The organism is Pseudoalteromonas sp. MMG006 (assembly GCF_018101025.1).
GTDB lineage: Bacteria > Pseudomonadota > Gammaproteobacteria > Enterobacterales > Alteromonadaceae > Pseudoalteromonas.
In genome coordinates this window covers 157,274-169,219 of sequence record NZ_JAGJEJ010000004.1, presented here as the reverse complement: position 1 = coordinate 169,219, position 11,946 = coordinate 157,274, and the positions used below count along the sequence as shown (strand labels likewise).

Below are 11,946 nucleotides of genomic sequence, written 5' to 3'. Positions count from 1 at the left end.
TTTGCTGGCTTTTTTAATGGCGTGCATAACATCATATCTAGAACACATTGTTATTGTATTCGTCATTTTATTAATTATTGCACTTCGTCTGACCTATTCTTATTCCCTGATAAGCTGTTATTTAAGTGGTATAGCTTTTGCTCTGTTAGCTTTAACTTATATTTTTACTCATTAACGGCTAACTGTAGGTAGTTATTACACGCATATTAGTAATATTTTACTTATATAAGGATATTACATGTATTTCACTTTTAAACACTCGCGTAATAAATGGTTTTCAACGGCAATTGTCACTCTACTGATACTTATTACCGCGCGAATAGCTGCGCCTTATGTTGTGCAATATTATGTTAACGAGCAAATTAAAAACACTGAAGGAATAACAGGGCACGTAGGAGATGTTGATCTACATTTATATCGCGGCGCTTACGCAATTGATAATGTAGAAATTTACGCCACCAATGCAACCTCTGCACCTAAGCCTTTATTGGCAATACAGACACTTGATTTTTCACTTGCGTGGTCAGCTTTATTCAAAGGTAACCTTGTGACGAATATGGCTTTTAAAAGTCCTGAAATAGTTATTTATGACAAAGAGCCAAGCACTCAAGAGCAAAACCAGCAGGTAAAAGATGAAACAACATGGGTAGGTTTGGCTAATAACTTAGTCCTTTTTTCAATTGATACATTAAGTATCGAAAATGGCAAAGTTACGTTGATTAATTCAACACAGAGCGGCACTAAGCCTACGTATATATCTGATATTAATGCTTACATTAGAAATATAACAAATGCACAAAACCTTTCTAAAACGCTTGTTACTAGCTTAAATGTAAGAGGTAAATTAATGGGAGAGGCTGCGCTTTCACTCAATGGAAAGCTTGATCCTTTTAGTAAAAAAGCAAATTTTGATTTTAATGCTGAGGTTCAGCGTTTTTCAGTTAAAAACCTTGAAACCGTATTTCAGGTTTATACCCCATTTGATATAGAAGCTGGTGGTATAGATGGCGCTATGGAGTTAGCAGCTAGCAATAATAAACTTGAGGGTTATGTTAAAGCGGGGGTTCAAAACCTTAGTGTATTTTCATGGCGGGAAGACATTGAAAAAGACGACGATGGTTTATTTACCGCAATTTTTGAAGGCAGTATTGATTTACTCAGCTCAATTCTTGAAAACGATGATTCTAAGTTAGTTGCTGCAAGAGTGCCTATAGAGGGCGAATTGGATAATACAGATATTTCTACTTTCCAGGCCGTTGTATCTGTTTTAAAAAATGCTTTTTTTGATGCGTTTAACATGCAAGTAGATAATGTCATTACGTTTGAAGATGCAAAACAAGAGTAGCAAGTTAAGTACAGTCAGAGTTTATGCTTGTTACTGATAGGGTTTACTGCAGAACTATTATTAAACATGTTGCTATTGTTTGGCGCTTTTACCCTAACATAAAAGCGCCTTTTAACTTATTTGTTATTTTTTTCTATCAGGGTTTTTAGTTCAGCAATTTGCGTTTGTAGTGCATTTACTTGCCCTTGAGTTGCAGGTAGTGAATTATTATCTGCAAGCTCTTCTCGCGCATTGCGATGCTCTTCCCCCATAACCTCTAAAATAGCGCCCACCATCATATTTAAAAACACAAATGCAGTTAAAAATATAAACGTGAGGTAAAAAATCCAGCTCAGCTCGTAAACTGCCATGGTCTCGTACATTATGTCGGTCCAATCTTCAAAGGTTGCTATTCTAAATAGCGTCAACATTGAAATTGACACATCTTTCCAAAGCACGGGGTTAATATCGGCAAACATCATGCTGCCCATGGCGGCGTAAATATAAAATATTACAAACATTAGCAGGGCTATATAGCCCATTTGCGGAATAGCTTTCAGCAAGGAATTAACTAATAAACGCAGCTCGGGGATCATAGAGACTAAACGCAGCACCCTAAATATACGCAGTAACCTTGCAAGCAATACAGCCGAACCAGCTGCAGGGTATAAGCTACCTAGTACAATTATGGTATCGAATATATTCCATCCCTTCGAGAAAAAGTCTTTTATTCCTTTACTTGCTATAAAGCGAATAATTAACTCAACTAAAAAGAATGCGGTGATCCCTACATCCATCCAGTTAAGGGCAAATTCTACAGTTGGGTGAAGTGAGTAAGTGTGAGCACCGACGGTAAGGGCAGAAACAACAATAACAGCAATAACAAACGATTGAAATATCTTGCTTTTGTCTATACGCTGAAACAACTTTTGTAACTGCGACATCATAATTATGAATCCTATGCAAAGTAAGGTTTTATGGCGCTAATATACAATATTATTGTTGGTGTGTTTATCTTTCGTTATTAAATTTACATTAGATGTTTGCTATTTAATCACGCTATTCGTTATTTATATTATAACTTGCTTTAAATAGAACAAATTTGATTATTGAAGGTCTTATTTTTTGATACATAAAATACTTTAAACAATAACAGTGTAAGGAATTTCAATGCTAATTAGCACGTTTACTAAAAGTGCATTAATAGTTTTAGGGCTCTCACTCCTTGGCGGCTGTAGCTCTGATGCGCGTTTTCACGAAATACAATCGGCACGCCTTGATGAATGTAATTACAAAGCCGATAAAGAGTATTATGAATGCCTTGAAAACCAAGATAAAAACTTTGAAGAATATAAAAAGCATCAAAGCGAGCAAACTAAGTAAACCATGACCAAAACACAAAAACTCCGCGATAAACAAATTAGGCAAGCACTTACCACTGCATGCGATAGCATTAAGCATGCTTACCCAGGTTTTGCCTACTTAACCCATACAATTGATTTTAAAAACGAAACAAAGTCATTAAAAGTGAAGTGTTATTTTGAAGATGACATGGCATACCACGAGAGCGAAACTCACTTAAATCAGATTGTTGATATTATTACAGCAGAGGTTGGCAAAATTAATTTACCGGTAACGACCAAGCAAATATCGTTTTTAGTTGATTAACATTGGTTTGCCTTTGTATGGGCGCTATAATTGGCAAAATTATTTTAGGATGTAAACGATGGCTGTTCCTTCGCGTTCGCAAATTACCCCAGGCACAACAGTAAATATTGTTTTAAAAGAAGATCAACGCAGTAACACTTTAACCGAGGGTGTGGTTGAGCGGTTATTAACTAAATCACCCAATCACCCACATGGCATAAAAGTACGTTTAGAAGACGGGCAAGTCGGCCGAGTAAAAGAGATTTTATAATGGCAGCATTAACAGAGCAGGCCTTTTGGGATTTAGTAACCGCACCTGACTTAGGGCTTGACCCACAAAGTGTAAGCGATAATTTAAAAGCTAAGCTAAGTGATTTAACAGACGAGCAGCTAATTGCCTTTGATAAGTTTTTTGGTATTAACATGCGCAAATGTTTTACCTGGGATTTATTTGGTGCTGCATTTGTAATGGCTGGCTGCAACGACGAATATGGTTTTAGCGAATTTAGATGCTGGCTTATCTCTCGCGGACAAACAGTATTTAACAATGCTTTAACTAATGCCGACTCATTAGCACAGTGTTCACCGGTATATTATTTAAACGAGCAACCTTATCCCTATATTGACGAGTACGATTTAATTGCGGGTTTACTCTATGAAGAACGAAACGATGACGAGCTGCCGTTTGTTCCATCAGGTGAGCAACCAGCCGGTAAGCGCTTTAAAGACAAACCTAAATTTTTAAAACAAAGCTACCCACAGTTATTTCAAAAATATTGGCAGTAAACTCCACTTTACTGTTTTACTAAAATCGGTTTATTTAGTGCTTAGATAAACCGATTTGTTTTATTCCTCGTAAAACATAAGCGTACTACGTTGCAATACTATATAGCGCTACTTATCTTCTTTTAGATTAAATCTCTGTTATAGTTATAAAAGTTATACCATTAGCTTAATTAAATGATGTATTTTTAAGCTGGAAAAACGTGTTGATAGCTAGGCAAAACTTGCTATTTGGTTGTTCTATACGCTATTTATTATCACGAGGATACACTCACTCAATGAAAACCTTACTACTTGCTTTAGTTTCTCTTACTTTTATTAGCGCCTCTGTTTTTGCTACGCCAAGTAATAAGAGCCGTTTTATTCCTTTATTAAAAACAAAGCTAGGCAATTACAAGGTGGTTTCAGCAAGCTCTTCGCTTTGTGTTGATAGTAAATTGAGTTTAATAAACCCAGTGTATCCCGATGCGGGTTTTAAATTAGGTTCGCAAATAGCATTTGAAAGCCTGCATAACGGCACACGTACAACTAAAAAACCTGACTTTTGCTTTGTAACCAGTTCGTTTAAGTACAAAAGTGATGGTGTAGATAACAGCCTAAGAATGAGTCGCTGTGTTGATCCTGTTAACGAAAAAACCATTAGGCAAAGTATAGAATTTGTTGGCAATACCACCGTTAAATACACCCTTGACGATCCTCAAGTACAATGCACTTTTGAAAAGCAAGCCGATTAAACACAGCGTTTAATTTACAAAGGCAATAGTGCGCTTATTCATAACAGTAAATTTTAGGAATATCGTGCCAGCGAGTCGTGTACTGGGGCGATAAATAATCGCGGTTCATGTGCCAGCGGTTGTTTAATTTACTGCTCGCAAGGCTTAGCATGCCTTTTCCGTACCGGTTATTTATTGTATCTAGGCACTGCATTAATTTTGGGTTATTGGCACTTTGGTTAAATAAATCGCTTTGCTGATACTGCACCGAGGTAAGCTCTAAAGCGCCTACGCCACACTTATAAAACCGAACCCCTGGCTGATAAATAGTATTAAACACCTCAGAGACTGCATTTGCCATTACACAGGTATCGTTAGTGGGGGTTGCAAACTTATACATAAACGACTTTTTACAATAGCGGTCTTCGTGTTTACCGCTTGCGGCAAATATATAAAGTTGTTTTGTTAGTGAGCGCTGCGCCCGTAATTTACTGGCAACCGTAGTAACATGGTTCATAAGGGCGGTTTTTAATGCGCTAGGCTCGTATATTCGCTCACCAAAACTACGAGTAGAATAAATTTCTCGTTTATCTTGGCGTACATCGTCCCAGGTTAAACACGCTACACCGTTAAGCTCACTTACGGTACGCTCTACAACCACGCTAAACGCACGGCGCATTGTTTTAGGACTTTGCTGTGCAAGTTCCCATGCTGTGTTTATGTTCATTATTTTAAGCTTTTTAGCTAGGCGCTTGCCTATACCCCATACATCTTCGCAGCTCATTCTTTGTAAAATGGCTTGGCGGCTTTGCTCGTTATCTATAACGGCTACACCATCAAACCCGCTTAGCTTTTTAGCTGCGTGGTTAGCCGCTTTGGCAAGGGTAGGCGTTGGGCCAAAACCTACGCCTACGGGGAGTTTTGCTTCTCGCCATACGTTGCGCCTTATTACATGGCCGTATTCGTGCCAATTTTTAATCACTGGCGTGTAGCCATTAAAGTGTAAAAACGACTCATCAATACTGTATATGTATTGTGTGTCGCAAAAGCGGCCAATTATGTTCATCATTTTGGCGCTTAAATCGGCATACAGCTCGTAATTGCTTGAGCGTACAACCACGTTGTTTTGCTCAAGCAAATGCTTAACTTTAAAGTAAGGGCCAAATTTAGGTATGTTTAACTGCCTAGCAATAGGGCACACAGCACATACACAGCCATCGTTATTAGTAAGTACAACAACAGGTTTGGATCGAATGGAAGGGTCGAATACTTTTTCGGCACTTGCATAAAATGAAACCGCATCCACTAAGGCGTACATTTTAAAAGCTCTGGAGTGTGCCTATGCATGCGTACAGAAAGTGTTACTACGCCCTCTAACTGAAACTCATCGGCTGGGGTGAGTTGTACCGGCTTATGTAAGGGCGATGCCGACAGCAGCCTTGCATTGGTTTTATCAAGTAACTTACAAACAAACAGGCCATTTAAATTGGCAACAATAACATCGCCATTATCGGCTTGCTCTGCACGGTCTACTACAAGTAGGTCGCCTTCAAAAATACCGACCTCTTGCATAGAGTTACCCGATGCAATGCCAATAAATGTGGCATCTGGGTGTTTTATTAATAGCTCATCAAGAGAAACACCTAGCTCGGTATATTGCGCCGCGGGCGATTCAAACCCACACACACCGGCTTCTATATAAACGGGAATAACAAACATAACACAACCTAAAACGCATATACTGTATAAGTGTACAGTATATGCGTTTTGTATGAGTTATGCCAAGAAATGAAAGACGATCAATCCATGTTTTTGATCATTTGTTGTGCCGTATTTAAAAAGTCTTTGATTTGCTGAGGGTTTAAATTTTTGCACATTTGATCATTTATTTGCTGCTCAGACGCTAATAACTTATCAAACAATGTATTGCCTTGCTCAGTGAGCGACAAAATAAAACAACGTTTGTCGTGCTCGCTTGCTTGCTTATTAATAAGGTTTAACGCAATAAGATCTTTAACTAACCGTGCTATTTGTGCTTTATCGCGCTGTGTTTTAGTAACTATATCGTTAGCTGTGCAGTTACTTGTACCGGCAATTATATGTATACAGCGTACGTGCATAGCGTTAATACCAAGCTCTCCTGCGTTAATGGCCTCGCGGATTGTTACACGGTAATTTTGCATGAGCTCAAACAAGGTATTTGATAAAGGCGTGTTCATAGGATTCTCAATATGGTTGACAATGTCAATTAGTTTGATATAGTTGATTTTATCAACCAATGGGGCGTTGTGCAATGCTTGCTGTAAAAAGCAGTTAACTATTTTGTTACACGAGGTGATTTTAAATGGGTAAACAAGTTCGCAAAGCCAAAGTATTAAGCACAGAGCAAATTACACCGCACTTACAGCGCATTGTTGTAGGCTCAGACGATTTTGCAGATATAACCTGTGCGCACATTGGTAATTATGTAAAAGTGCTTATTCCACAAAATGGCGTTGCCGATTTTAATTTAAAAACGGCATGCATGCGCTCATACACAATACAGCATGTAAATGAGCAAAGCGGCGCACTAACACTCGATTTTGTAATTAATATGCACCAAGGCCCAGCAACTGATTGGGCTAAAACTGCACAAGTAGGAGATGAGCTAGGTATAGCAGGCCCAGGCCCTAAAAAGCTCGATAACTACCAGCATTCACATTATGTATTACTTGGCGATTTAACATCGGTAAACGCTATTAAAGGCTATGTAAAAGCGCTCCCTGTATTTTCAAAAATTGATGCGTTTATACATGCCCCAACAGAGCAAGACATTATTGATTTAGACACCACACGCAACATTAATTGGATAATTACCAATAACGCCGATGAAGCAATGCTCAATGCAATTAAAGCTATTGAGCTAACAGAGCAGCCACCTATTGTGTTTATGGCGCTAGAGGCCGGTTTAATACGTAAAGCTAAAGCCGTGTTTAGTGAGCACTTTAATATACCGCGCTGTAATATAGTGTCATCAGGTTATTGGAAAAAAGGCGTTGATTCTGAAGGTTATAAAAAGCAGCGCCAACAAAATGCTGAGCTTGCTTGAATACCTTAGAGCAAAATAACATATACCTATTTTGCTTTTATGCTTACCCTTAACTTGAATTGATTTAATAGCAGTCCCACTTAAGTGTTTTATGCTGATAATGAACCCATTATTAGTATGCATTTTTAGGAGCTGCTATTTTGTTATCTTCCATTCCTTTTTCGTTATTAGAGCTTGCCCCCATGATCAAAGGGGAAAGCGTTTCTCATACGCTCAATAAAACTTCCAAATACGCCCAGCGCGCTGACCAGTTAGGCTTTAACCGCTTTTGGCTGGCCGAGCACCATAATATGCCCGGTATAATTTGTGCTGCTACTTCAATATTAGTAGGGCATATTGCAGGTAAAACTCAGCGTATACGTGTTGGCTCTGGCGGAATAATGCTACCAAACCATTCACCATTAGTTGTGGCTGAGCAATTTGGTACGCTTGAAAGCTTATACCCCGGGCGAATAGATTTAGGCCTTGGCCGTGCACCCGGTAGTGATCCCGTTACTAGCCGTGCACTTAATAACGATATGAGCCGAGCTGAAAACTTTCCTGGTGAAGTAACAGAGCTACAAACATTATTAGGGCCATACAATGGTATTCACCCAGTACGTGCTATTCCGGGGGAGGATACAAACGTACCACTTTGGTTATTAGGTTCAAGTTTATTTAGCGCTCAGTTGGCCGCGCAAAAAGGACTACCTTATGTATTTGCAGGGCACTTTGCACCGCGTTTTGTACATGATGCAATAGCACTGTATAAACGTGAATTTAAAGCCTCAAACGTACTCGATAAACCCTATGTAATGCTTGCTTTACCGCTGGTGGCAGCAGAAACTGACGAAGAAGCCCAATACTTATCTACCACCTCAAAGCAACGGGTACTTGAACTAATACGTGGTAAAGAGCTGTGGTTAAAGCCACCGGTAGATACCATGGAAGGTTTATGGAGCGAACAAGAGCGCGCCCATGTAGAAAACTTTTTAAGCTTAAGCGTGGTAGGCGGGCACGTAAGTATAAAACACAAGCTAGAAATGATAGCTAAAGAGCTTGAAGTGGATGAGTTTATATTTACAAACGACGTATACGATAGTGAAAAACGCCACCGCGCACTAGAAATTTTAATGGAAATAAAACATTAATTGGTTATTTAGTTAAGCAAGCGTACACCCAAGGCTTGTTAGTATGCAGACATCATCAAAAGTTAGTTGTTTTATACCTATTTTATTAACTTTTAGTGGTGTCTCTATTAAGTTGTTTTCGGTATTTAAATAGTTAGTGTGAAGTGTTGTGCCAATTTTTAGCGGCAACTTTTGCATTTAATACCGTTCTGTTTTTTCAATCAAACTGATTTAAACAATCAATTTTAAGATATCACTTTAATTTTTTATAATGACCGTATAAACAAAAACATCATTAAATTAAAGGCAGGTACACCGTGAATTCTCTAAACACCCCATCAGCTAATTCAGTTACTAAACCAGCGCAGCCAAAAGTTGCTCTGATTGCTGAAGGTGGCGGACAACGAGGGATATTCACAGCTGGTGTACTTGATGCGTGGTTAGAGCAAAACTACGACCCATTTGACTTATTTATTGGCACCTCCGCTGGCTCGCAAAATTTAACTAGCTACTTAGCTCGCCAAAAAGGTTACGCTAAGCGCTTAATTAGAGGGCTTTCGCGCAATAAACGTTTTTTTCAACTAGGTCGCGGCTTAATGGGTAAACACATAGTAGATTTAGACTGGTACTTTGATAAAACCACTGAGGTAAACAGAGTACTCGACTTTAAAACAGCTAAAACTAGTTTAGGCGATCGTGAGCTTTTAATAACCGCGACTAACGCACGCGACAGAAAAGCCTATTACTTATCACCTACCGGTGAAGGCAAACAATGGCGCGATCTGTTAAAAGCATCAAGCGCATTACCGTTTTTATACAAACAAGGCGTTAAACTAACACCGTGGTTAGATACAAAAGCGGCAAACGAAGCACACTTAGCGGCAGAGCAAAGCGAAGAAGACTTTTACCTCGACGGCGGTTTAGCTGCACCATTACCTGTACGCGAAGCATATAACCGTGGCGCACGTAAGATTGTGGTTATAAGAACGGTAGACGCACACTTTCAGGCGCAATCTGCGTGGGTGCAAAAATTAAGAACATTTGCATGTGCATCTGGTTACTGCCCTAAAACACTCGACTACTTAATTCAGCATGAGCAAGCGTATTTAGATGAGCTTAACTTTATTGCTAACCCACCAAGTGATGTAGAGATTATACAAATTTTTGCAGACGAAAAGCTGCACAGTAAATTATTAGGCAGTTCAAACAACGATTTACGTTTTGATCATAAGCTAGGTGTAAAAGCGGGCAGAGAGTATTTAAAAAGCCAAAACGCACGTATCGTAGATTACGCACACAGCTACGCAATGTAGCTGTGTAATAACGCTTCCGCAAAACTAAAGCTACGTTTTTTTTAAACTTATCGATGGCTTTTTATTGCTAATGGCTGCCCCTAATAAAATAAGCGCCAAAGCGATAAATACAGACCAACTAAATGGGGCTTGCGAGGCGAATATTAAAATAAAAGTAGAAAGTACCGGCGTTAAAAAACTTAACGAGGCAAGCACCGAACGGTTACCAAACTTTAAACCGTAATCCCATAAATAAAATGCACCGCCTACTGGGCCTAATCCTAATAAAATAGCGCCTAGCCATTGTGAAACAGATAAATTTATTACGGTTGTTTCAAAATAAAAATGTGCACAAAGGGCAAGCACGGCCACAATAAACGAAAGCCAGCCTATATCATCTATGTGGCTGTTAAATTGCGACATTAAATAAGAATAACTCGACCACAGTACTGCGCAGCAACCTGCAAAAAAATACCCTAAGTAATACTCACTATTTATTGATAGCCCACTGCCATCGGTAATTAAACTAAGTGTGCCTAAAAACCCCAATAAGCCACCCAATATAGCTTTAAATTTACTCCCAGGCGTTGCAACAAATACACCTAATAATAATGGCCAAAGGTACACAATTAAGCTTACTTCTATTAAAGGGCCGTATTTTAAAGCCATAAAATAACAAAAATGAAAACCAAATAAGCCTGTAACACCTATTATAATCTGTTTTCTAGAAAGCGTTGGCGGTGTTAATAGTGGCTGTTTTGTTGCTAAGCGTTTAACTAATAAAATAATAAAAGAGATTGCAAAGCATATAAAAAGTAACTGAAAAGCAGGTAACGCTTTGGTTAAATTACCTAGTAATGCTAAAAGCCCCCACGAAAATATTGCTAAAAAGCCTATGTTTGTTGCCATTAATTACACTCCGTATATACGATTTACTGAGTGTATCAATATGAATCTATAAAAATGTGCTAAAAAGACGGTGTTATTGTTTGCTCTGGCGCAATTTAATCTAAACGCTGCTTGAGATAAATTTATTATTTAACCTGAATTCTGGTTAAGAGATTTAAAAACACTATAAATAATAACGATATTTAAGCCTGTTTCTCTCTAGCTAGAAATTTTTGGTGAAAACAAGGCGAATTTCCTTGCAATAGCTGGTCTATTGCAAGGAAATTCAACGCAGTTAGCGCTAAAAATAGCTGCTTGAGATAGATTTATTATCCAGAACTCAGGTTATTTAGTGTTCAGGTAATCTATATTACAGCTTTGCAAACGCCTTAGGTGGCTGTCCAAAATATAAATTAAACCGGCGGCTAAAAGCAGAGGCATCGTTATAACCAATTCGTTCACCAACTAAAGCAATAGGCAAGTCTGAATGGATTAAAAGGGCGCGAGCATGTTGAATTCGTAACATGGTTAAATATTGCAACGCACTCATAGTGGTACTTTTTTTAAACACAGTTTTAAACTGCGTTACGCTTAAACACGCTATATCGGCTAATTCTTTTAACGTGTACGGGTAAGCTAAATTTTGTTTAACAGTGGTTATTACAGTATCTATTCGCTTATCAATATTGCTATGGTTCACTTGCTCACAAAGTAATAAGTAAAATAAATCAAAGGTTGAATGAGTAAGCGCATCATCACTCACCACTAGCATTTGCTGCTCTATAAACTGTAAATAACTTAATAAGCGGTTATCTATTGAGATTTTAGGGCAAAAAAGATTAATAAGGTTATCAGGGAGCGCATCTAAATCTGCAACAATAAAGCGGGCTGCTTCATCGGCCGTAAAAGCATGAACTACGTTTTGCTCTATCACTATGCAACTGCCGGTACTTACCGTTGTTTTAAACTCATCATTTAATGTTATGTGTATTTCGCAATGTAAGGGTAAAACCAGTTGGTGGTAATTATGCTGGTGGCGCTTTATATCTTGCGAATAATACCGAATTGAAAGCTTATTCATTGCATACTCCATTACCAAATA

Annotated in this window: 16 protein-coding genes; 9 read left to right on the top strand and 7 right to left on the bottom strand. The window is 38.5% G+C overall.

Annotated features, from left to right (window positions below; genetic code table 11):
- Positions 1-238: 238 nt before the first annotated feature.
- Complete coding sequence (locus J8L73_RS06495) at positions 239-1,345, top strand: DUF748 domain-containing protein (RefSeq protein ID WP_211015556.1); 1,107 nt, start codon at positions 239-241, stop codon at positions 1,343-1,345.
- Between the two features lie 116 nt (positions 1,346-1,461).
- Here the strand turns inward: J8L73_RS06495 and J8L73_RS06490 are convergent, their stop codons facing one another.
- Positions 1,462-2,271 carry an ion transporter gene (locus J8L73_RS06490; RefSeq protein WP_211001154.1) on the bottom strand — a complete coding sequence of 270 codons (810 nt, stop codon included), beginning with the start codon at positions 2,269-2,271 and terminating at the stop codon, positions 1,462-1,464.
- Between the two features lie 223 nt (positions 2,272-2,494).
- Between J8L73_RS06490 and J8L73_RS06485 the strand changes: the two genes are divergently transcribed.
- The 5 genes from J8L73_RS06485 to J8L73_RS06465 all read left to right on the top strand — a co-directional run bounded on the left by J8L73_RS06485 (position 2,495) and on the right by J8L73_RS06465 (position 4,488).
- Positions 2,495-2,707 (top strand): hypothetical protein, encoded by a 213-nt coding sequence (locus tag J8L73_RS06485; protein WP_211015554.1) that lies wholly within the window; start codon positions 2,495-2,497, stop codon positions 2,705-2,707.
- A 3-nt stretch (positions 2,708-2,710) separates the two neighbouring features.
- Positions 2,711-2,992, top strand: coding sequence for a hypothetical protein (locus tag J8L73_RS06480; RefSeq protein ID WP_211015552.1), 282 nt, complete (start codon positions 2,711-2,713; stop codon positions 2,990-2,992).
- Between the two features lie 58 nt (positions 2,993-3,050).
- Complete coding sequence (locus J8L73_RS06475; RefSeq protein ID WP_211015551.1) at positions 3,051-3,242, top strand: YwbE family protein; 192 nt, start codon at positions 3,051-3,053, stop codon at positions 3,240-3,242.
- A complete protein-coding gene (locus J8L73_RS06470; protein WP_211015549.1) occupies positions 3,242-3,757 on the top strand; it encodes a DUF4240 domain-containing protein in 516 nt (171 codons plus the stop codon). The genes J8L73_RS06475 and J8L73_RS06470 overlap by 1 nt, the downstream gene beginning before the upstream one ends.
- A 275-nt stretch (positions 3,758-4,032) precedes the next feature.
- A complete protein-coding gene (locus J8L73_RS06465; RefSeq protein ID WP_211015547.1) occupies positions 4,033-4,488 on the top strand; it encodes a hypothetical protein in 456 nt (151 codons plus the stop codon).
- A 34-nt stretch (positions 4,489-4,522) separates the two neighbouring features.
- On the opposite strand, the gene J8L73_RS06460 is transcribed toward J8L73_RS06465, so the two are convergent.
- The 3 genes from J8L73_RS06460 to J8L73_RS06450 form a co-directional block, all read right to left on the bottom strand.
- Positions 4,523-5,785, bottom strand: a complete 1,263-nt coding sequence (locus tag J8L73_RS06460) for a Y-family DNA polymerase (RefSeq protein ID WP_211015545.1) — start codon at positions 5,783-5,785, stop codon at positions 4,523-4,525.
- Positions 5,773-6,186 carry a S24 family peptidase gene (locus tag J8L73_RS06455; protein ID WP_138683032.1) on the bottom strand — a complete coding sequence of 138 codons (414 nt, stop codon included), beginning with the start codon at positions 6,184-6,186 and terminating at the stop codon, positions 5,773-5,775. The genes J8L73_RS06460 and J8L73_RS06455 overlap by 13 nt, the downstream gene beginning before the upstream one ends.
- An 80-nt stretch (positions 6,187-6,266) precedes the next feature.
- Positions 6,267-6,686, bottom strand: coding sequence for a MarR family winged helix-turn-helix transcriptional regulator (locus J8L73_RS06450; RefSeq protein ID WP_211001160.1), 420 nt, complete (start codon positions 6,684-6,686; stop codon positions 6,267-6,269).
- A 125-nt stretch (positions 6,687-6,811) separates the two neighbouring features.
- Here J8L73_RS06450 and J8L73_RS06445 point away from each other — a divergent pair, with 125 nt between their 5' ends.
- Together J8L73_RS06445 and J8L73_RS06440 are read left to right on the top strand one after the other, a co-directional pair.
- Complete coding sequence (locus J8L73_RS06445; protein ID WP_211015543.1) at positions 6,812-7,555, top strand: siderophore-interacting protein; 744 nt, start codon at positions 6,812-6,814, stop codon at positions 7,553-7,555.
- A 140-nt stretch (positions 7,556-7,695) separates the two neighbouring features.
- Positions 7,696-8,685: an LLM class flavin-dependent oxidoreductase gene (locus J8L73_RS06440; protein ID WP_211015541.1), complete on the top strand. Its 990-nt coding sequence runs from the start codon at positions 7,696-7,698 to the stop codon at positions 8,683-8,685.
- Between the two features lie 12 nt (positions 8,686-8,697).
- Here J8L73_RS06440 and J8L73_RS06435 read toward each other — a convergent pair whose 3' ends face one another.
- Positions 8,698-8,862, bottom strand: coding sequence for a hypothetical protein (locus tag J8L73_RS06435; protein ID WP_211001163.1), 165 nt, complete (start codon positions 8,860-8,862; stop codon positions 8,698-8,700).
- A gap of 119 nt (positions 8,863-8,981) precedes the next feature.
- Here J8L73_RS06435 and J8L73_RS06430 point away from each other — a divergent pair, with 119 nt between their 5' ends.
- Positions 8,982-9,977 carry a patatin family protein gene (locus J8L73_RS06430; RefSeq protein WP_089349802.1) on the top strand — a complete coding sequence of 332 codons (996 nt, stop codon included), beginning with the start codon at positions 8,982-8,984 and terminating at the stop codon, positions 9,975-9,977.
- A 30-nt stretch (positions 9,978-10,007) separates the two neighbouring features.
- Here the strand turns inward: J8L73_RS06430 and J8L73_RS06425 are convergent, their stop codons facing one another.
- Positions 10,008-10,865, bottom strand: coding sequence for an EamA family transporter (locus tag J8L73_RS06425; RefSeq protein ID WP_211001164.1), 858 nt, complete (start codon positions 10,863-10,865; stop codon positions 10,008-10,010).
- Between the two features lie 349 nt (positions 10,866-11,214).
- Positions 11,215-11,925, bottom strand: coding sequence for an AraC family transcriptional regulator (locus J8L73_RS06420; RefSeq protein WP_211015539.1), 711 nt, complete (start codon positions 11,923-11,925; stop codon positions 11,215-11,217).
- Between the last annotated feature and the right edge of the window lie 21 nt (positions 11,926-11,946).